The 20,596-nt window shown below is 65.0% G+C and carries 21 protein-coding genes; 4 read left to right on the forward strand and 17 right to left on the reverse strand.

Going from position 1 to position 20,596, the window contains the following annotated elements; translation table 11 throughout:
* Positions 1–16: 16 nt before the first annotated feature.
* The 9 genes from cnbZ to ACQY4S_RS02960 form a co-directional block, all read right to left on the reverse strand.
* Positions 17–532, reverse strand: a complete 516-nt coding sequence (cnbZ, locus tag ACQY4S_RS02920) for a 2-amino-5-chloromuconate deaminase CnbZ (protein ID WP_428483696.1) — start codon at positions 530–532, stop codon at positions 17–19.
* Positions 533–570: 38 nt separating this feature from the next.
* Positions 571–723, reverse strand: a complete 153-nt coding sequence (locus ACQY4S_RS02925; RefSeq protein WP_428483697.1) for a hypothetical protein — start codon at positions 721–723, stop codon at positions 571–573.
* On the reverse strand, positions 720–1,088 hold the full coding sequence (locus ACQY4S_RS02930) for a hypothetical protein (protein WP_428483698.1): 369 nt from the start codon (positions 1,086–1,088) through the stop codon (positions 720–722). Before ACQY4S_RS02930 ends, ACQY4S_RS02925 begins: the two co-directional genes overlap by 4 nt.
* 12 nt (positions 1,089–1,100) lie before the next feature.
* On the reverse strand, positions 1,101–2,144 hold the full coding sequence (locus ACQY4S_RS02935) for a phytoene/squalene synthase family protein (RefSeq protein ID WP_428483699.1): 1,044 nt from the start codon (positions 2,142–2,144) through the stop codon (positions 1,101–1,103).
* A complete protein-coding gene (locus ACQY4S_RS02940) occupies positions 2,125–3,660 on the reverse strand; it encodes a phytoene desaturase (RefSeq protein ID WP_428483700.1) in 1,536 nt (511 codons plus the stop codon). Before ACQY4S_RS02940 ends, ACQY4S_RS02935 begins: the two co-directional genes overlap by 20 nt.
* 44 nt (positions 3,661–3,704) lie before the next feature.
* Entirely contained in the window at positions 3,705–3,983 is a 279-nt protein-coding gene (locus ACQY4S_RS02945; RefSeq protein ID WP_428483701.1) for a hypothetical protein, read from the reverse strand.
* A gap of 11 nt (positions 3,984–3,994) precedes the next feature.
* The gene (locus ACQY4S_RS02950) at positions 3,995–4,648 is read right to left on the reverse strand and encodes a DNA-3-methyladenine glycosylase family protein (protein WP_428483702.1); all 654 of its coding nucleotides are present in this window, start codon (positions 4,646–4,648) and stop codon (positions 3,995–3,997) included.
* Positions 4,649–4,751: 103 nt separating this feature from the next.
* A complete protein-coding gene (locus tag ACQY4S_RS02955; RefSeq protein WP_428483703.1) occupies positions 4,752–5,312 on the reverse strand; it encodes a hypothetical protein in 561 nt (186 codons plus the stop codon).
* Positions 5,313–5,539: 227 nt separating this feature from the next.
* Entirely contained in the window at positions 5,540–6,043 is a 504-nt protein-coding gene (locus tag ACQY4S_RS02960) for a hypothetical protein (RefSeq protein WP_428483704.1), read from the reverse strand.
* Between the two features lie 81 nt (positions 6,044–6,124).
* On the opposite strand from ACQY4S_RS02960, the gene ACQY4S_RS02965 reads away from it, so the two are divergent.
* Both ACQY4S_RS02965 and ACQY4S_RS02970 read left to right on the forward strand, forming a co-directional pair.
* Positions 6,125–6,844 (forward strand): response regulator, encoded by a 720-nt coding sequence (locus ACQY4S_RS02965; RefSeq protein ID WP_428483705.1) that lies wholly within the window; start codon positions 6,125–6,127, stop codon positions 6,842–6,844.
* On the forward strand, positions 6,841–8,196 hold the full coding sequence (locus ACQY4S_RS02970) for an ATP-binding protein (RefSeq protein ID WP_428483706.1): 1,356 nt from the start codon (positions 6,841–6,843) through the stop codon (positions 8,194–8,196). Before ACQY4S_RS02965 ends, ACQY4S_RS02970 begins: the two co-directional genes overlap by 4 nt.
* A gap of 170 nt (positions 8,197–8,366) precedes the next feature.
* Here the strand turns inward: ACQY4S_RS02970 and ACQY4S_RS02975 are convergent, their stop codons facing one another.
* The 3 genes from ACQY4S_RS02975 to ACQY4S_RS02985 form a co-directional block, all read right to left on the reverse strand.
* On the reverse strand, positions 8,367–9,896 hold the full coding sequence (locus ACQY4S_RS02975; protein ID WP_428483707.1) for an efflux transporter outer membrane subunit: 1,530 nt from the start codon (positions 9,894–9,896) through the stop codon (positions 8,367–8,369).
* A 151-nt stretch (positions 9,897–10,047) separates the two neighbouring features.
* Positions 10,048–11,574, reverse strand: coding sequence for a DHA2 family efflux MFS transporter permease subunit (locus ACQY4S_RS02980; RefSeq protein WP_428483708.1), 1,527 nt, complete (start codon positions 11,572–11,574; stop codon positions 10,048–10,050).
* A gap of 156 nt (positions 11,575–11,730) precedes the next feature.
* Entirely contained in the window at positions 11,731–12,831 is a 1,101-nt protein-coding gene (locus tag ACQY4S_RS02985) for an HlyD family secretion protein (RefSeq protein WP_428483709.1), read from the reverse strand.
* 126 nt (positions 12,832–12,957) lie between these two features.
* Between ACQY4S_RS02985 and ACQY4S_RS02990 the strand changes: the two genes are divergently transcribed.
* A complete protein-coding gene (locus ACQY4S_RS02990; RefSeq protein WP_428483710.1) occupies positions 12,958–13,581 on the forward strand; it encodes a TetR/AcrR family transcriptional regulator C-terminal domain-containing protein in 624 nt (207 codons plus the stop codon).
* 347 nt (positions 13,582–13,928) lie between these two features.
* On the opposite strand, the gene ACQY4S_RS02995 is transcribed toward ACQY4S_RS02990, so the two are convergent.
* The 5 genes from ACQY4S_RS02995 to ACQY4S_RS03015 form a co-directional block, all read right to left on the reverse strand.
* A complete protein-coding gene (locus ACQY4S_RS02995) occupies positions 13,929–14,951 on the reverse strand; it encodes a hypothetical protein (RefSeq protein ID WP_428483711.1) in 1,023 nt (340 codons plus the stop codon).
* Positions 14,952–15,449: 498 nt separating this feature from the next.
* A complete protein-coding gene (locus ACQY4S_RS03000) occupies positions 15,450–15,701 on the reverse strand; it encodes a MoaD/ThiS family protein (RefSeq protein ID WP_428483712.1) in 252 nt (83 codons plus the stop codon).
* A 13-nt stretch (positions 15,702–15,714) separates the two neighbouring features.
* Positions 15,715–17,982 carry a xanthine dehydrogenase family protein molybdopterin-binding subunit gene (locus tag ACQY4S_RS03005; protein ID WP_428483713.1) on the reverse strand — a complete coding sequence of 756 codons (2,268 nt, stop codon included), beginning with the start codon at positions 17,980–17,982 and terminating at the stop codon, positions 15,715–15,717.
* Complete coding sequence (locus ACQY4S_RS03010) at positions 17,982–18,464, reverse strand: (2Fe-2S)-binding protein (RefSeq protein ID WP_428483714.1); 483 nt, start codon at positions 18,462–18,464, stop codon at positions 17,982–17,984. The genes ACQY4S_RS03005 and ACQY4S_RS03010 overlap by 1 nt, the downstream gene beginning before the upstream one ends.
* Before the next feature lies 1 nt (position 18,465).
* The gene (locus tag ACQY4S_RS03015; protein ID WP_428483715.1) at positions 18,466–19,428 is read right to left on the reverse strand and encodes an FAD binding domain-containing protein; all 963 of its coding nucleotides are present in this window, start codon (positions 19,426–19,428) and stop codon (positions 18,466–18,468) included.
* A gap of 188 nt (positions 19,429–19,616) precedes the next feature.
* Between ACQY4S_RS03015 and ACQY4S_RS03020 the strand changes: the two genes are divergently transcribed.
* Positions 19,617–20,596, forward strand: a 980-nt coding sequence (locus ACQY4S_RS03020; protein WP_428483112.1) for an ISAs1 family transposase, incomplete at its 3' end; no start/stop codon positions are given.

Below are 20,596 nucleotides of genomic sequence, written 5' to 3' on the forward strand. Positions count from 1 at the left end.
CCATCACCTCCAGGACTTAGCGCGCTTTTTCCGCGATCGCGTCCGCCCCGGTCTCGCCATGGCGGACCGTCTTGTCGCGGTACGGCCCGCTGCCCTCCCGCGCTTCCCCGCTGCCGGCGCATACGAACGAGTGTGCCGAACCGGTCGACGGAGTCACATAGCAATACGCGTGGAAACTGGGCGTCGCGGGCGGGTTCAGTTCAGGGCACACGTTGCTCCGCGCCACCGGGTTACGGTCATCCGCCACGATCCCCCACCGCTCCAGCGTGCCGACATAGTCGCGGTTGAACGCGGTGAAACCGGCGTCGGTGAAGGGCGCCGGCGACCGCAACTCGCAGGCACAGAACGCTGTCAGCGGCAGGCCGGCGGCGGTCAGGCCCGCCTCGATACGGCGAAATCCCTCGCTCAAGGGAATCGGGTTGGCACAGCGCACGCGCTCGATGGCGAAGCCCGGCAGCGCGGCGACGCCGGCGGAGTACTGGAACGGGCCTGGAAGGTAACGATATCCCACGCGATCAACCGTGTCGGTCATGAGAATTCCCCGATCGTGCGACGTTGCAAAGGCCCCATTCAGTCGGCCGGAGGCACCGCTTCCGCCTGCCGCGCCTGCTCTCGGTCACGACGCTGGATCCGGCGCAGGTGGAACAGTTCCCAGACCAGGAACCCCAGCACCATGAACTCGCCGACCGCCCATTCCCACTGCACACCGCTGGGCCATCTCATGCCGCCGACCGCACCCCGGACGCGTCCGAGTCCGCGGCGGTGGAAGGCGCCTGCACCTTGCGCTTGGTGGTTGCTGCGATCAGCCAGCCCGAGTAGCTCAGCAACACGAACAGCAGTGCACCGAAATCCAGCGGCGTCAGGTATTTCCGGCCGCCAAACACGAAGTAGAACAGTGACATCTTCAGCGCGAAAATCCCGACAAACAACAGGATTATCGGCCGAACGATCTCACCCATCGCGGCGAATTCCGGCCGCATCGCGCCCGGCGCGACCACGGCGCGCAACCGGCTTCGGCGTTTCATCACGCCGGATACGATCAGCCCAAGCCCGAGTGCGAACAGTGCCACTCCCAGCCAATCATGCATCTCACGCCTCCTTCAGGTTCGAATCCGCTCCCGTTGTTCCATCCGCTCGAACAGATCGATTGTCCAACGCAGACGTTCCACCAGATCCCACCATGGCGCCGCCGCATCGCTGAAGCCCGCGTGCGGCGTCATCTGCACCACCGCCTCTACCAGGAAGGCGCCCTCCGGCACCGATGCGGTGGACAGCGGTCGCAATGGCAACAATATCCCACTCAGGCCGGTTGCCAGCACCCAGGCCTTGCGCCGCCCGGATACCACGGCGCGTTCGGATATCGCGTCCAGCCCCCGGCGGCTCACTTCCTGGCCGATCTCGGCATAGAGCAGCCGTGCGGCGCCGATACCAAGACGGCAAGCCAGCGGCAGCCGCGCGATCCCGGCGCCGGCCCGACGATAATACTGGTCCGCGGTCGTCAACAACCGCCGGATCACCCGGCCGAGTGCCGGGCTGTGCCGCGGGGCGGCGAGGAAGCCATCCGGATCGATGCCTGCCTCGAGCAGCCAATCCAGCGGCAGATACAGGCGTCCGTTGCGTGCATCATCGCCCACGTCGCGGGCGATGTTGGACAGTTGCATCGCCACCCCCAGGTCGATCGCGGCGGCCAGGCGTTCGGCGTCCCGCACGCCCATCAGCACCGCCATCATCGCGCCGACGGTGCCGGCCACGCGAACGGCATAGCCGTGCAGCGCGGACAGCGTCTGATAGCGGCGACCTTCCGCGTCCCAGGCAAACCCCTCCAGCAGCGCTTCGGGCAAGGCGCGCGGAATGGCGAAGCGGTCGACAATCCGGGCGAAGGCGCGGTCGGTAGCCAGCGGCAATGGCCTGCCGTCGTAGGCGAGCGCCAAGCGTTCGCGCAGCCATTGCAGGCTTCCACCCCCCCCACCCTGATCGATCGCATCGTCCGCCACCCGGCAGAACGCATACAGCGCGACCGCCGGATCGCAGACCGACTTCGGCAAAAGCCTCGACGCCACATCAAAGCTCTTGGACCCGCCGCGCAGCAGCACGCGGCAGGCCGCCATATCGGCGGCTTCGGTCTCAGACCAGAGCTGCGGCATGTGGCACCACGCGATCAAGCACTTTGGCGGATGACAAGACGCCCGGAACGCCGGCGCCGGGATGCGTGCCGGCGCCGACCAGATACAGGCCGGCGACATCCTCGCTGCGGTTGTGCGGCCGGAACCAGGCACTTTGCGTCAGCACTGGTTCCAGCCCGAAGGCACAGCCCTGCCAGGCCAGCAGCCGGTCCTGGAAATCCAGCGGCGTCATCAGTCTGGAGCTGATCACATGCCGCTCGAGCTCCGGCAGCACGGTCGCCGACAGATGCGCCGCGATCGCCCGCCGATAAGGTTCGGCCGCGGTACGCCAGTCCGTCTCGCCGATCAGGTTCGGCACCGGCGACAGCACGTAGAACGCATCGCACCCAGGCGGCGCCAGGGATGGATCACTGGCGGTCGGGCGGTGCAGGTAAAGCGAGAAATCCTCCGCCAGCACCTTGCGCTTGAAGATGTCGCGCAGCAGGTCGCGGTAGCGCGGGCCCAGCAGGATGGTGTGGTGCTGCACGTCCTCATAACGTCTGTCGGTGCCGAAATACCAGACGAACAGGCTCATGGAGTAGCGCGACCGGTCCAGCTTGCGGTCGGTCCAGCGGCGGCGGGACGCAGCCGGCAGCAGCTTGCGATAGGTCCAGGCGGAATCGGCGTTCGAGACCACGATGTCGGCGGTGATGGTCTCGCCCGAGGCCAGCCGGATGCCATGCGCGCGCCCGTCGGCCATCAGGATCCGCGCGACCTCGGAATTGTAGCGGATGCTGCTGCCCTGGCCCTCAATCAGGTTCGCCAGGCCGCCGACAACCTGCCCTGTGCCGCCCATGGCAAAATGTACGCCCCAACGCCGCTCCAGATACGGGATCAGCGTGTAGATCGCGCTGGCGGTGAACGGATTGCCGCCGATCAGCAGCGGATGGAAACTGAAGACGATGCGCAGCCGCGGGTCCTTGATGAATTTGCTTACCACGGCATGGACGCTGCGATGGCCGCCGAGACGAACCAGGTCGGGCGCGATGCGCGCCATGTCGCCCAGGGAGCCGAACGGGACATCGCCCAGTTGCTCGAAGCCGATGCGGCAGGTCGTCTCACTCAGGCGCATGAAGCGCTCGTAGCCGGCGACATCGCCGGGCGACAGGCGGGCGACCTCAGCCCGCATGGCATCGGGATCACCGGTGTAGTCAAAGCTGGTGCCGTCGTGGAAACGGATCCGATAGAACGGCGAGACCGCCTTCAGCGTGACATCGTCGGTCATGCTCCGGCCGCACAGGCGCCACAGCTCCTCCAGCAGGAACGGCGCCGTCAGGATCGTCGGTCCTGCGTCGAAAGTGAATCCGTCCTGCCGAAACACCGAGGCTCGGCCGCCGGGCGCCGCAAGCTTCTCCAGCACGGTGACCCGGTAGCCGCGGGCGCCAAGCCGGATGGCGGCGGCCAGCCCGCCCAGGCCGGCGCCGATGACGACCGCGTGGCGGGCCGGCAAGGAGCGGCACGACGGCAGATCAAGCCCGGAATCTGTCAACCAGTCCATGCAAGGAGTGTAAACCCAAGCTGACAGTCCTGACCAGAGGGGTGTCACCCAAACCAGCGGTCGTGCAGGTCCACCAGATGCGCGACCCCCGCCGCCGCCAACGCCGCTGGCACACAGGGCCAGGCCACACCGGCGAGCGCCGCTCGCAGGGCTAGCAGCAGGCAGATGCCGGGCAGCAACAGGTGCCCAACGGCCCGGGGGCGCAAGCCATGTCCCGTGCGGCGGTACCACAGTGTCAGGGCCGCGGCCTCCAACACCGTGAAGACCAGAATCAGATCGATCAGGTGCGGCGAGGTAAATGCTTTTTCAATCGCCAGGAGCATCGTTTCGCCTGTCACAGAAGTTTAAAGTCGTCCATCGCCGGCCGCCCGGTGATATGCCGCCAATGGTGCCACAGCAGACGAGCGGCGAGTGACCGGACCGGCTGCCAGGCGACCGCAAGCTCACGCAGCGCCTGTGGCGCCGGGCGAGCGGACAGCGACTTCAGGTCGGCCAGCGCCGCCGCCAGCGCGACGTCGCCGGAGGGAAACACATCCAGCCGATCAAGCGCGAACAGCAGGTAGATCTCCGCCGTCCAGCGGCCCATGCCCTTGATCGAGGCAATGGTGACGATTGCCGCCTCGTCATCAAGCAGCGCGATCCGGTCCGCGCTGAGCGTGCCGTCCAGGAAGGCGGCGGACAAGGCACGGGCGTGGATAACCTTTGGGCGCGACAGGCCGGCGGCGCGCAGGGCCTCGTCCGGCAGCCCGATCAGGCTGGCGGGATCGAGCGCGCCGGGGATCGCTCGCAATCGGCCCCAGATTGCCGCGGCGGCTTGGTTGCTGATCATCTGCGCCACGATCGCCTGTAGCAGACCGGGAAAACCAGGCTCGCGCCGCCGCCATGGCAGCGGACCAGCGCGGTCCAGAATGACGGCGAAGTCCGGATCGAGGCGGATTAGGGTATCAATCGCGCCAAGCGCGGCCGGTGGCGGTTGGGGGATGTCCATAAAGGCCGGTTTAACGGGACGCTTGCCAAAGTTGCGGCGGCTCTAGCTCGCTCCGGCTGGCGTCAACCAGATCCCATGGTTCCAGCAATACCATTTTTGCCTGCTACGATATGACCGCCGCACAATGTTCGTCTATCAGACTGGGCTTGCCGGTCGCTAGCTCGACTGCATGGTCGTAGTAGACCCGTCCGTCAGAACCCTTTGAACGAATGGTGCGGATACGCCCGTTCATTATTCTCAGTGTTGTAATCAAGGCGAACCCGCCGGCCCGCACCGCGGTAAATCGGATGATGTCATTATCCATGATTTCGGCCGAACTGACGGTATCCACAAGTGCCAGAGTACGACCATCAAAGGTCACCGTATGGATGATCGCCCCATCAATCACGTTCCAGCTCACACGGGGATTGTCGGGTGCTGGTTCGCGTTGGCAATCCGGCGACCAGGTGCCAATCAGGCCGAACGTCCGGAACGCCTCGACCGGCCCGGTTTCCGCGAATGCCGAACAGGTCCACAGAGCGAGAACGGCAACGGCAGCCGGGATGACGAGCGGAGGTGAACCCTGCTTATGCACGATCTGGACCCTAAACCAGTCATTCTGCGCGCATGGTCGCGGCATCTCGTTGCCACATGTCAGCAGCACTGACGCCTGGCGCGGGTGCATCTAACAGCTTTAAATCGCTCTCCCCATGGCTTTGCGCCTGGTGGCTCATGCGCGGTGCCCTTTACGCCATTGGTACAACACGACCAGTCCTAGGCTCGGCGCCGACCCAGCGCGCAAGATTGCTGACGATGTAAGCTGCATGTTCCCAACGCTGCGTGAGCCGGTTCATGCCTCAGCTAAAGCATGAACCACTCGCGCAGCGGTTGATGGCGCCGTTCAGAACTGTTTCACCCAACCCGTTCGATCCGCGCAGTATGCGGATCCATTGTGAACTTGGCCACCAAAGATCCTTCTTGCGTTGTCAGGCTGAAACCAACCAAGCCGTCCGAGGTGGCCGCAACATCCGTGACCTTCCAGGTGTGGTTGCCATTCCACAGCAAGAACGCCTCGGCGACCTTCTGCACATCAGCGGATGAAAGGGCCCGGTCCTCCTGCCGATAGATCAGCGCAAACGCGCGCCTGCCGCCCACTGGGCCTCCCATGCGACCGCTCCATGGGCGGCCATCCATGCCGGGGCGCGGATGGTGGCCCCAGCCCATCCAGTGATGGCCATCCGCCGGCCCGCCATCGGCGACCGGCCTCGGCGGCGGAGCCGGCTGCGCTTGCGACAGCACCGATCCGGTGGCGATCCCCCCGATCACGAAAGCCGCGGCGGCAGCAATGATAGCCTGGCGCATTCGATATCTCCCTGAAAGGCAACCGCCGCATACATGACCCTTCAGCACGGCCATGGTCCGCTCTGTCAGGCGACGAATTGCAATAAAGTGCAACGGTCGTTCCTTCCGGCCGAACCTGGGCCTATGTTACAATTCATGGACCAGACGCCCCACATCCTCGTCGTCGATGACGACCGCGAAATCCGCGATCTGCTCGCCCAGTTCCTGGAAAAGCAGCGCCTTCGCGTCACCGCCGTGCGTGACGGCAAGGAAGCGCGGCGTGCCTGGCTCAATGGACATTTTCAGCTTGTCGTGCTGGACCTGATGCTGCCAGGCGAGTCCGGGCTGGAACTGGCTCGCTGGCTGCGCACGCAGGGCGAGATCCCGATCGTCATGCTGACCGCGATGGGCGAGGAGACCGACCGCATCATTGGCCTCGAACTCGGCGCCGACGACTATATGCCCAAGCCATTCAACCCGCGCGAACTGCTCGCCCGCATCCGCGCGGTGCTGCGCCGCGCCGGTGACACCGTCGAACCGCGCCACGGCGTCTCCATGCGCGGCTACAAGTTCGGCGGCTGGGCCCTGGAACCCGCTCGCCGCCGCCTGTTGAACCCGGATGATGTGGAAGTCCCGCTGACCGGCGGCGAATTCGACCTGCTGCTGGCGCTGGTCGAGCGGGCCAACCGGGTGCTGACGCGCGACATGCTGCTCGACCTGCTGCGCGGCCGCCAGGCCGGCCCGTTCGACCGGGCGATCGATGTCGCGGTATCACGCCTGCGCCGCAAGCTGGAGGATGACGGGCGCCACGCCCAGCTCATCAAGACCGTCCGCGGCGGCGGCTATGTCCTGGCGGCAACGGTGGAGCGCGCGTGAGAAGTAGCCAATGGAAGTTCAGGCTCTGGCCCGCCAGCCTCGCCGGCCGCACCGCTTCGGTGCTTCTCATCGGCCTGATCATTGTCCAGGGGCTTGGCCTGACCATCCATGCACTCGACCGGATGGACGTGCAGCGGCTTGTCCAGGCGCGCGATCTGGCGATGCGCGTCGTCAGCCTGTACCGCACCATCGTGCTGACCGATGACGCGCGTCGCCCGCAGATCCTGAAGGAACTGCACCGTGGTCCGGAGTTGAGCGCCGTTCTCAGTCCGCTGCCACCCGACGTGAACCTGCCGGGGATGCCGCCGATCGAGCAGCGCCTGCTGCGCATCAACATGAGCCTGCTGGTCGGCGGTGGCCCGCAGATCCGCTGGCGTGAATTGGTGTTCTACGGCAATCATCCGATGCGGCGGGTGGTCATCGGGATGCATCTGCCGGACGGCGAATGGCTGAACGTGAGCGGCACGGTTGAGCCGCTGCGTCCCTGGGACTCGCCCACATTCCTGGTCGCCTTCGTGCTGATGACGGTGACCGCCGCGGCGCTGACGCTGTGGACGGTGCGCCGCCTGATCGCACCGGTGCGCACACTCGCCGAAGCGGCCGAGGCGTTGGGCCGCGACGTAAATGCGCCGCCGCTGCCGGTGGATGGCCCGACCGAGGTCGCCACCGCCGCGGTCGCGTTCAACACCATGGCCGCCCGCATCCGCCGCTTCGTGCAGGACCGCACCGAACTGCTGACCGCGATCGGGCACGATCTGCGCACGCCGATCACCCGGCTGAAGCTGCGCGCGGAATTCGTCGAGGACGACGAGCAGCGGGCAAAGATCCTCGTCGATCTGGAAGAGCTGGAGGCCATGGTCTCCGCCACCCTGGCCTTCGGTCGCGACGCGCGGACAACCGAGTCGGTTTCGTCGATCGATCTCGCTGAACTCCTGCGCACCATCCTTGACGAGGCCGGCGATGCTCGGCCGGACGTGCAGGAGAAACTCGGCTATGACGGTCCGGCACACATGGCCGTGCAGGCAAGGTCGCTGTCGCTGAAACGGGTTTTCGTCAATCTGGTCGCCAACGCGATCAACTACGGTGGTTCGGCCATGGTCCGGCTGCTGTCGCCGGATAATCGGCTGGTGGTGGTGGAGATCGAGGATGAAGGCCCGGGGATCGGACCGGCGGACCTCGAGCGGGTATTTGAGCCATTCCATCGCGGCGAGCCGAGCCGGAACCGGGAAACGGGCGGGGTTGGACTGGGTCTGCCGATCGCCCGCAATATCATGCGGGCGCATGGCGGCGACGTGATCCTGGCGAACCGTCCGACTGGTGGGCTGAGGGCCACGGTCACGCTGCCGGTCTAAAGCGTGATCGCCTGAGGCCGACGCAATCAGAAGGCGTGAATCACGCGATCAGACAATGCGTTAAAGCGCGACTTCTGGGTCAACCTAAACCAATCGCGCTTTGAAGCGGCTCGCATCGGCATGAAAGGTGGCACCACCGAGGTGTCACAGCTTTCGCCGACCGGCATGACCTACTTCACCGCAGCCGTCTTCTCCTCCGGCATATCCGTCTCCCATCCGCCCCCCAGCGCCTTGTAAAGCGCCACCAGGTTCGACGAGACCGTCGTCGTGCTGTCCGCTAGTTGCTGCTGTGTCGCCAGCAGGCTGCGCTCCGCGTCCAGTACCGTCAAGAAATCCGCCACGCCTTCCTGATATCGGCTCTGCGCCAGCGCGAGCGCCTTGTGGTTGTCCGCGACTGCCTGGATCAGTTCGTCCCGTCGGCTCTGCTCCGCCTTATAGGCGGTCAGCGCGTTGTCCACCTCGTGCCAGGCCTGCAACACCGTCTTCTGGAACGTCACCGCCGCTTCCTGCTGCTGCGCCTGCCGCAGTTGCAGGGTGGAGCGCAACTGGCCACCCTGAAAGATCGGGATCGTCAGCCCCGGACCAAGTGCGTACTGCCTGGAGGCCAGGTCGAAGACATGGTTCAACTGCAGCGACTGCAAGCCGCCCGACCCGGTCAGGTTGAGCGTCGGATAGAAGCTGGCCTGCGCCACGCCGATGTCCGCGGTGGCGGCATGAAGCTGTGCGTCGGCCTGACGGATGTCCGGGCGACGCCGCACCAGCTCCGATGGCAGCCCCACCGGCACCAGTGGCGGCACCGGCGGCACCGGCTGGGCGACCGCCAGATCGGCCCGCAGCGCGTTCGGCGGCTGCCCAAGCAGCAAACTCAGCGCGTTGATCAGTTGCGCCTCCTGCTGCTCCAGCGCGGGGATCTGCGACAGCGTGGTGCGCAACTGGGCGGAGGCGTTGGCGACATCCAGATCCGTCGTCACGCCGCCGGCGGCACGCTGCTGCGTCAGGTCCCGGCTCTGCCGCGCGGTGTGGACGTTGTCGCGGGCGATCCGCAACTGCGACTGCACACCGCGAAGCTGGATGTAGTCGCGCGCGACCTCCGCCAGCGTGGACAGCAGCGCCGACCGCCTGGCCTCCGTCGCGGCGTCGGACGACGCGGTGGCGGACTCGACGGACCGCCTGACACGGCCCCACAGGTCAACCTCCCACGACGCATCAAAGCCACCCTGCCAGATGTCAAACGGTTGCAGACCGTGGCTCGATACCCCGCCGGTGCTGAAGCCGGGCGCCCCGCTGGCGCCCGCGGCGCTGGGAATTTCCACGAAGACACCGTGGTTGCTGGCCTGCTGGCGGACATACGACGCATTGCCGCTCAGGTTTGGAAGCTGCGAGGCACGGGCGAAGCGAAGCTGGGCGCGCGATTCGGTCAGGCGGATGGCGGCAAGCTGGACATCAAGGTTCTCCCGCGCCACGCGCCGTTCCAGCATGGTCAGGCGCGGGTCGTTGAACAGGGTCCACCAGTCGACATCGATCGGTTGGGCGACCGGGATGCTCTCCGGCGGCTTCGTCACTGGCAGCCTGGCGTTCTCCTTCGGGCCGGCGAACCACGAGGCCGGCGACGCCCAACTCGGTCGCGTGAAATCCGGGCCCACCGTGCAGCCGGTCATCGCCAGCAGGCCAATGACGAGCGGACATCTTCTTATTGACATTGGATGCACATCCCGGACGCGGACCACGGCGATCAGGCTTGCAACGTGATCGCCGGAGGCTGATCCGTCAGCAGGCGTGAATCGCGCGATCAGGCAAAGCGTTAGACCACGATTGGACACGCGCGATGAGGCAACCTGGAACGATCATGGTCTAATGGGCGGCCGCCGATCCCTTCGGCATGCGCGGCAGCAGCAGCACGGCAGGACAGACCAGCAGCGCCAGCAGCCCAAGAAGCCAGAATATATCCAGATAACTCATCACCGATGCCTGTGCTTGCACGACCGCACTGATCGGAGCAAGCGGCGTGTTCCAGCCGAAGCCGTTATAGGCGGTTATGTGCTCTGCAAGCCGCGCATGGTGGAACTGCGTCCGCTCCTGCAACATCGTTGCGGTAAACGATACACCGACGCTGCCGCCCAGGTTGCGCATCAGGTTGAACAGCGCCGAAGCCTCATTCGTCCGGTTCGGCGGCAGCCCGACATAGGATATCGCGCTGAGCGGAATGAACAGGAAGGGCAGCCACACCACCTGGGAGATGCGGACCTCGGAAATGCTCCAGAAGGAAATCCCCAGGTCAAGGCTTGAAGCGCGCAGCAATGACCAGCCGGTGCCGAGGATCGCCATCAGGATCAGCCATTTCGGCTGGATGATCCGTCCCGTCAGGATACCCGCGATCGGCATTAGCAGAAGGGTAAAGATGCCGCCGACACCCAAGGTCAGGCCGGCGCTGGTGGCGCTGTAACCCAGCAGCGTCTGGGCAAGTTGCGGCAGAAGCTGCGTCGTGCTGATCAGCAGGAAACCCACCAGGAACATCAGCCCGCAGGCGGTCCCGAAGGTGCGGTGGCCGAGCAGCCGCACATTCACCACCGGCTGCGGATGGCGCATTTCCCAGACGATCAGACCGCCCAGGCAGACCGCGCTGATCACCCCCAGGATGGCGATGAAATGCGAGGAGAAGCCGTCATCCTGCTCGTAACGGTCGAGCATGATCTGCAACGCGCCGAACCCCAGCGCCACCAGGGCGAAACCCAGGAAATCGATATGCAGGCCCCTCGCCAGCAGGTCCCGCCGTTCGCGCTTCAGCACCTCCGGTTCGGTCACCAGCAACTGCACCAGGACCAGCGAGAGCAGCCCGACCGGCAGGTTGATCAGGAAGACCCAGTGCCAGGAGAAGCTGTCGGTCAGCCAGCCGCCCAGCACCGGCCCGATCGCCGGGGCGCTGACGACGGTCAGGCCGTACAGCGCGAAGGCCTGGCCGCGCTTTTCCGGCGGAAACGTGTCGGCGAACATCGACTGCTCGGTTGGCGCCATGCCGCCGCCGCCAATGCCCTGCATGACGCGGGCGAACAGGATCATCGACAGGGAAGGAGACAGCGCGCACAGCAGGGAACTGACGGTGAACAGCGCCACGCACAGCATGTAGAAGCGCTTGCGGCCGATGACATTGGACAGCCAGCCGCTGATCGGCAGGACGATCGCGTTCGACACCAGATAGCTGGTCAGGATCCAGGTGGATTCGTCCTGGTCCGCCCCCAGGCTGCCGGCGATGTGGCGCAGCGCGACGTTGGCGATGGTGGTGTCCAGCACCTCCATGAAGGTGGCGATCGACACCACCACGGCGATCAGCCAGGGGTTGCGGTCGCCGGCCGCGGATCGGGGAAGCCTGGGATCGGGCACGGTTCAGATGTCCCGGACGCTCGGCACCATTATTGCCCGCGCACCGACGGCACCATCATCGCACGCGCACCGACGGCACCATCATCGCACGCGCACCGACGGCAACTCATTGCACGCGCACCGACGGCAACTCATTGCACGCGCACCGACGGCAACTCATTGCACGCGCACCGACGGCACGACCGACATGCCCGGCGCCAGGGAAAAATCCTTCAGCCGGTCGTCGTCGAAGACAATCTTGACCGGCACGCGCTGAACGATCTTGACATAGTTGCCGGTGGCGTTTTCCGCCGGCAGGACGCTGAACGCCGATCCGGTGCCAGCCTGGAAGCTGTCCACCTTGCCATGCAGCGTGACCGACGAGACCGCGTCGATCGATAGCTCCACATCCTGCCCGGGCCGGATCGCGGCAAGCTGGGTTTCCTTGAAGTTCGCCGTCACCCAGCGGTCGTCCTGAACCAGGGCAAACAGCGCCTGGCCAGGATTGACATAGTTGCCGGTCTCGACCGTGCGATGCGTGACGATGCCGCTGACCGGTGCGACGATGGTGCAATAGGAAAGCTGAAGCCGAGCGGTTTCCGCGTTGGCGGCGGCCTGCTTGACGGCGGCCTGCGCCGCCAGCACCTGCGCTTCAGAGGCATGCACCTGCGCCTGCGCACCGCCAACCGTCTGCCGGTTGGCGTCCAGCTTCGCCTGCGCCGCATGGAAAGTCGCTGTACTGGTGTCGATCTGTTGGCGACTGACCGCGCGCGGATTGATCGCCTGAAAACGGTTGTAGTCCTGACGTGCCTGCAGCAGGTCGGCCTCGGTCACGATAACGTTGGCCTTCGCCTGGTCCACATTCGCCTGCTGCACCTGAACCTGGGCCTGCGCCTGCTGCAACGACGCCTCGGCGCTGACCTGCTGCGCCTGCGCCTGATCCAGTTTCGCCTGATAGTCGCGCGGGTCCATGGTCACCAGGATCTGCCCGGCGGCAACATGCTGGTTGTCGGTGAACATCAGTCCAGTCACCTGACTGGCCACGCGCGACGCCATCTGCGTGGTGTAGGCATCGATGAAGGCGTCATCCGTGGTTTCGAAATGGCGCGCATCCAGCCAGTAAATCGTGCCGCCCACGATCACCGCGACCAGCACGATCCCGCCGACCACGAACCCGATCACACGCTTCAGCCGGCGGGGCTTCCGCGGTGGAAGGCCGCCGGGGCTGAAGCCCTGATCGTCCTGCGGAGGCCGCATATCGAGTGTCTGGTCATCCATCGGCCTGGCTCCGCTTGACGAATTCCGCCCGCCCCGCAAGATTGACCGAACGGTTCGGTCAGTTCGCCGATCACGTCACCAACTCGTGGACTTGTCAAGACGATCCTGGGGTCGAAAGGTTGCCGGATGGACATCATCAGCCCACTCACGCCGGAGAAGCGGGCACAGATCCTGCGCGGCGCGGCGAGTGTCTTTGCCGCCGATGGCTATCAGGGAGCCAGCATGGCGCGGATCGCCGCCGTGGCCGGGGTTTCCAAGGGCACGCTTTATAACCATTTCGACACCAAAGCGGCGCTGTTCACCAGCTATGTGCGGGAAGAGTGCGACCGTAACCTGGCCCACATCTTCGACAGTGCTGATCACGCCGGCGATCCGGCCTCGGTGTTGCGCGGCATTGGTCGGCGCATCCTCCGCATGATGCTGTCCGATGTCGGGCTGGCGATCTACCGCGTGGTGATCGCCGAAGCCGCCAGGTTCCCCGACCTCGCGGCCGGCTTTTTCGCGGCCGGCCCCGCCCGCGCGATCGGCTTCATGGCTGCGTGGCTGGCCGAGGAAACCCAGCGTGGGCGGCTGGCCGTGGCCGATCCGGCCTTCGCGGCGGAACAATTCTTCAACCTGTGCCAGACCAGCCTGGTGCTGCGCCGCAAGCTGGAAATGGTGCCCGACCCGTCGGCGGGCGAGATCGACCGCGTTGTGGAGGCGGCGATCGCGATGTTCCTGCGGACCTATCGGGTCGAGGTCCAGACATAAAGCACGCATCGTTTCGTTTGAGACAACCGGTCCGATGCGCGGCGCGCGGCACGGCCGGCGATACGTGAACCGCCGCCGGCCAGCAAGGAAGACCGGCGAGAGATCAGCATCGTGCGACCCTTGCCTGGCTCACATTCCGCACGGCACGCATCGCAACCTTCATCCCGCCATGGCTTTGCGGGGCATCAGTCAGCCTATGCTCGGCCAAGTGCTCTCACACGTCGGAGTGGTGATCGTCCATATGGCGATCTTCACAACAGGCAAGCCCTCACGCTCGCGACCGGCTTTTCCTTGTGGCCGGACCCAGCCGTGCGACTGGCTTCATGGCCAAGAACTGATCGCGACGGTCAATTGGCTATCTGGTGTCCCCTGACCGAGGTGCCACCATGACGCTCATACGCGGCCATAACGTCTTCATAGTACTGGACATCCTCCTGAACGATGCTACGGGCATAGTCCTGGTCATCCGGCGGGAAATCTTGCAGCGACACGAACTTTTTAGAGCTGTTCAGCCTGCCACCAGGGGTGGAGGAAACACTCCATTTCTGCTCGGACCAGGCGTCAAGCCGCTGCAATTCGACCACCTCCAGATCATGCGCCACTGTCTGAAGCACCGACCGCTTGTATGAATTGCCCCCCAGGAACGCGCAGACCACGTTCGGCACCACAACGCCTGGATTTCGCAGGATCTGGCGTGCCAGTTGCCTGATCGCGTCCTGCGAATACTGCGGACAAGGACTTTCAATGGAAAACAATTTGCGCCAGCCTAGCGTATCCGGCGGGATTGGGTTCTCATCGGAGAAAATGCGCATCAGCGTGTAGTTGATCTGCGATACAATCTGCTCCAACGGCTCCCGTACGACGGTGAAGACCTGATCCTGATAGCGAATGCCGTTACCATTCCATTTCTGGAAAGTGCCGAGATGGGTATGGCCGGAAATAAAGATCGTGTCGGAGCACGCGATCTCCAGAACGATATGTTTCATGGCCGCGAAAATCTGCTTAGGCTCGGGCGTCAGCGTGCGATCAAGCAAGTTGGTGTTGATCGATGGATAGCGGCATATCAGGTGAGTCGCTAGATCAACCCCGGCGGTCTTCGGAATATGCACGAAATAAAGTCGGCGCTTTTCCGGGAAGGATCGCAGAATGTGGGCAGCCAGATTCTCCTGAAACTCCAGGCTTGAAAGCGCCGCGATAAACGTTGGAATCGCACGGTCGTTTGCTGCCGGCAGTGCCGCCTCGATCGTGTCGGGCGGCCGGTTATGCACGGCATGATAGATTTGCCGCGGTGACATGTCCGCGACGCCCGAATCCTGCAAAAGCCGGTGAAGGCCGACTTCGGGACGATAGAACCTGAACATCTCGAACATCGCCCGAAGGTCGGCCGGACCACATTGCACGGCGGCAATACTCCTTATCAAACCCGGTCCACCGACCTGTCCCGGCCAGAGGTTCGGTTAAGTCCGTTGATGACGTATGAATTCCTGGAAACCGTGATCAGCGCTGGAGCAGGACCGTGGCGCGCGTGTGACAGTGAGGCTAATTACCCTCATACCGTGTATGGCTGCAACTTTATACTGACGTGCGGTATCTCACGGCTGATCAGACGATATGTCGCGTCATCACCGGATAGTCGGCTGCCAGCCGACAATGCACAGGACGATCCGGTTAGAGCGTGATCGCCTGAGGCTGACCCAGTCAGAAGGTGTGAATCACGCGATCAAACAATGCGTTAAAGCGCGATTCGTGGGTCAACCTAAACTAATCGCGCTTTAATGGCGCGGCAGCCACAAGCTTGCCGCCATGACGGCGCCATTAGACTCTGTCTGCGTCTCTTTCCGCAGCCGGTCGAGAGCGGCTCGGCAGGTTCACCCGCCGCCAATTTTCGGGATCAGATAGATCTCGCTGCCGGCTTGCAGTTGCGCCGCATAGGCATCTTGGAAGATCTCGCCATCGATGGCGACCGCCATGCTTTCCTCGACCTGCTTGCCGAACCCGGGAAACCGCCGCTCCAGCTCCAGCACCAGCCGACGAAAATTCGTCGCCTCGACCTCGAATTCTGTCTGTCCGCCGGTGAACTGCTGGCTGACGGAACCCGAGGCGAGGATGACGGTCGGCATCCGAGAGGACTGCTTACCCGGCCGCGTCGAACGCCGCGCGCAGCTTCGGCGGCGACATCGGCAGGTCGGGCATGCGCAGCCCGGTGGCGCCGCGGATAGCATTGGCGATCGCCGCCATCGGCGGCACGATCGGCACCTCGCCCACGCCGCGGGCACCGAACGGATGGCGCGGATTGGGCACTTCCACCAGCACCGCCTCGATCATCGGCACGTCGGAGGCGACCGGCACCCGGTAATCCAGGAAGCCAGGGTTCTCCATCTGGCCCTTGCTGTTGTAGATGTATTCCTCGTTCAGTGCCCAGCCGATGCCCTGCGCCGCGCCGCCCTGGATCTGGCCTTCCACGTAGCTGGGATGGATCGCCTTGCCGACGTCCTGCACCGCGGTGTAGCGCTCGATCGTCACGTGCCCGGTTTCCTTGTCCACCGACACGTCGCAGATATGCGCGCCGAAACCAGGACCGGCGCCCTGCGCGTTCAGCGACACCTCGGCGATGATCGGCCCGCCGGTGCGGGCGGCCTTCACCGCCAGGGTCGCCATGTCCAGCGGATCGAACGCGCCGGCGTTCGATCCGGCGGGATACGCCGCGCCGTCCTTCCACTCGACCGCCTCGACCGGAATGTCCCAGGTCTGCGCGGCCCGGTTCTTCATGTCGGCGACCACTTTCTCGGCCGCCTGCGTCGCCGCCATGCCGGTGGCGAAGGTGACGCGCGACCCACCCGTCACATGGGTGAAGCCGATCGATGCGGTATCCGCCACGATAGTGCGAACCGTGGTCGCCGGCACGCCCAGCACCTCGGCCACCATCATGCCGATCGAGGCGCGTGAGCCACCGATGTCCGGGCTGCCGGTGGCGGCGGTGACCGAGCCGTCCTCGTTCACATGCACCTGCGCCGACGACTCGCCGCCGATGTTGAACCAGAACCCGGTCGCCAGACCCCGCCCCTGCCCTGGCTTCACCGGCGACTTCCAGTGCGGGTGCGCCTTAACCGCTTCCAGCACGGCGGTAAAGCCGATGTTCTGGTGGGTCGGGCCGTAATGCGTCTTGGTGCCGTTCTTCGCCGCATTCTTCTCCCGCAACGTCAGCGGATCGATGCCCAGCTTCAGCGCCAGCTCGTCCATCGCGCTTTCCACCGCGAACGAGGTGATCGGCGCGCCCGGCGCCCGATAGGCGGCGACCTTCGGCCGATTGCTGACCACGTCGTAGCCGACAACATCGACGTTCGGCAGGTCATACATGGCAAAGCCGCACATGCAGCCCGGCCCAATGGGGGAGCCGGCAAAGGCGCCCGCCTGATACTTCAGCACCTGCTTGGCCGCGACGATCGTGCCATCCCGCTTGGCGCCAATCTTGACCTCCATCACCGCGCCGGAGGTTGGGCCAGAGGCGCGGAACACGTCCTCCCGCGTCATCTGCATCTTCACCGTCCTGCCGGACTTCCTCGACAGCGCGACCGCCACCGGCTCCAGATACACCAGCGTCTTGCCGCCGAAGCCGCCGCCGATCTCGGCCGGATTGACCCTGATGTTGGACATGTTCATGTCGAGCAGCTTGGCGGTGTAGGCGCGGACCATGAAGTGGCCCTGGCTGGAACTGTGGATCTGCACCTGGCCGTCCGGCGAATACGTTGCCAGGCAGGCATGTGGCTCGATGTAGCCCTGGTGTACCGGCTGGGTGGTGTAGCGGCCCTCGACGATCACCTCGGCGTCCTTGAAGCCGGCCTCGGCGTCGCCCTTTCGAAATGTCACCACCTTGGCGATGTTCGACGGCCTGGTCGGCTTCGGCTCGACGCCGGTGGTGAACATGTCGTCGTGCAAGACCGGCGCATCGGGCGCCATCGCAGCCTCCACGTCGATCACGTGCGGCAGGATCTCGTACTCGACATCGATCAGCGCCAGCGCCTGGTCGGCGATCGCCTGGGTGGCGGCGGCGACGGCGGCCAGCGCATGGCCTTCGTAAAGCACCTTGTCGCGCGCCATGACGTTCAGCGCCAGGTCGCGAAAATTCATCGGACCTTCACCGACGAAGGCTTCCTCGGACGGGATCTCCGGAAAATCCGCCGCGGTGACGACGGCCCGCACGCCGGCGAGCGCCTCGGCCTTGCTGGTGTCGATCGACACGATCCGGGCGTGCGCGTGCGGCGAGCGGAGGACCTTCCCCCACTGCATCCCGGCTGCCCGCGTGTCGGCGGCGAACACGGCGCGTCCGGTGACCTTGTCCGTCCCGTCCGGACGGATCGGACGCGAGCCAACGACCTTCAGGCTGGAATCGATGTAGTTCATCAAACGGTCTTCCCTCGCATTTCGGCGGCGGCGTCCATCACGGCGCGGATGATCTTGTCGTAGCCGGTGCAGCGGCACAAGTTGCCGGCCAGCCAGTAGCGCGCCTCGGTCTCGGTCGGGTTGGGATTCTCATCCAGCAGCGCCTTGCTGGCGACGATCAGGCCAGGCGTGCAGAAGCCGCATTGCAGCGCGGCGTGCTCCAGGAACTTCTGCTGCACCGGATGCAGTTTTTCCCCGGTGGCGATGCCCTCGATGGTGGTGATCGCCGTGCCTTCGGCTTCGACACCGAGCATCAGGCAGGCGCAGACCAGGCGGCCGTCGACGATGATGGAGCAGGCGCCGCAGTCGCCCGAGGCGCAGCCTTCCTTGCTGCCGGTCAGCCCGATCTCATCGCGCAGCACATCCAGCATGGTCTGCTGCGTCTCACACAGGAACTCGGCGGATTCGCCGTTGATGGTGGCGGATACGTAAGTCTTCGGCATGTCAGTGTGTCTTTCCAATCGTTTTAGCCCAGGTCGCTTCACCGTGGCTCATCTGGCCCAGTGCCGCCTGGCTTTCGGTGGTCTGGCCGTAGATCGTCTTGCCCTGGGCGCGGTCGAAGGCGATAGCGGCGGTGCGCCGGGCGAGCACGCCGGCGATCTTGGTGCGGAAGTCGATGGTGCCGCGCTTGTCGCTGATCGGTTTGGCGGCGGCCTGCGCGGCGGCATCCAGCTTCGCCAGTGTGTCGGCGTCCAGGGTTCGGCCGATCAGCACGTCCGCCGCGGCCGGCACCAGCAGCACGGTGGGTGCGACGGCGCCGAACGAGACGCGGGCGGCGGTGCAGACGCCAGCGGTGTCAAGCGTGACGCTGATGCCGCAGCCGACCACGGCGATGTCCATCTCGGTGCGCGGGATGAAGCGCAGGTAGGCATCGGAGGACCGGGCGGGGCGCGGCGGCAGGCGGAATTCCAGGATGAATTCATCCCGCCCCAGGGAAGTGCGGCCGGGGCCGAGCGGAATCTGCTCCACCGGCACCTCGCGCCGGCCGTTGGGTCCGACCACCACGGCGACGGCGGCGGCGGCAAACAGCGGCGGCACGCTGTCGGCGGCCGGGGAAGCATTGCACAGGTTGCCGGCGAGCGAGCAGCGGCCCTGGATCTGGGTGGAACCAATCAGGTCGAGCGCCTCCACCAGGCCAGGCCACGCGGCTCTCAGTCCAGGATGCGATTCCACCTGAGCGCCGGGCGTGGCGGCGCCGATGACGAAGCCACCATCGTCTTCGCGAATGCCGATCAGGCCAGGAATTTTCTTCGTGTCCACGATCAGGTCAGGCTTTGTTCGGCCGGATCGAAGCTGAACCAGCAGGTCCGTCCCGCCGGACAGCACCTTCGCCACACCGGATGCTCCGGCGAGCAGTCTGACCGCATCATCCACCGAAGTGGGCGCGGCGTAGCTGAGATTGGGCATCGTGGCTCCCGTCAATCGCGTTCAGGTTCCCAGTCTGGTTGTCTGGGCTTGAACGCGAACGGTAGTCCATGTAGCCCGACAGGTCGAGGGGCGGCGGACGACCCACCAGGGCGATCGCTTGAGTGGTTGAGGGATTCCCGTACGGGCTAGAATCGGATTCATAGGAAGCCTCTCATCAGGAGGTCTCTATGTCCATGCCAAGCCAGCCCTGCTTCTTGTCCCACTTCGCGGCCCTCCGGGACCCGCGCCAAGCGACGAAGGTGCTATATCCTCTACCGGAAATCCTGTTGCTGATGCTCTGCGGGACCATCGCCGGTGCGGACGACTTTGTCGAAATCAGCCTGTGGGGCAGCGAACGCCAGGGCTTCCTCCGCCGTTTTCTGCCGTTCAAGCACGGCATCCCGAGCCACGACACATTGTGCGACGTGATCGCGGCGATTGATCCTGAGCTGTTCAAGACATGTTTCCTGACCTGGGTAGACGGGTTGCGGACTGACACGCCCGAGATTATCGCGATCGATGGCAAGACCTCGCGTCGCAGCCATGCCCGCGGCAAAGGGCGTCTGCCGCTGCATACGGTGTCCGCCTGGGCGACGCGTCAGCGATTGGTCCTTGGACAAGAGGCGGTGTCGGCGAAATCCAATGAGATCACCGCCATTCCTGTGCTGCTGCGTCGTCTGGAACTGGCCGGCGCGTTGGTGACCATCGATGCCATGGGCACGCAGAAGGAGATTGCCCAGACGATCATCGAGGGTGGTGGCGATTACGTGCTGGCCTTGAAGGAGAACTGGCCAGCGACCTATGCCGAAGTGGAAACCGTCTTTGCCGATCCACCACCAACGCTGACGCTGCAAAGCTTCGAGACCGTCGATGGCGACCATGGCCGGATCGAAACCCGCCGCCATACGATCTGCCACGACATCAACTGGCTGTTCGCCGAGCGGCGTCATCCGGGCGAATTTGCATTCCCTGGCCTGACCGCCATCGGCATGATCGAAAGCGAAACCGAGCGGGGCGGCGTTATCCAGACAGAAACCCGATACTACCTGTGCTCAACCAAACTCAGTGCCGAGACCCTCGCCAGGGTCGTGCGGAGCCACTGGGGCATTGAGAACCGGCTGCACTGGGTGCTGGATGTGGTATTCCACGACGATTTGGCGCGCCTGCG

Source organism: Rhodopila sp., from assembly GCF_965276935.1.
Classification (GTDB): Bacteria; Pseudomonadota; Alphaproteobacteria; order Acetobacterales; family Acetobacteraceae; genus Rhodopila.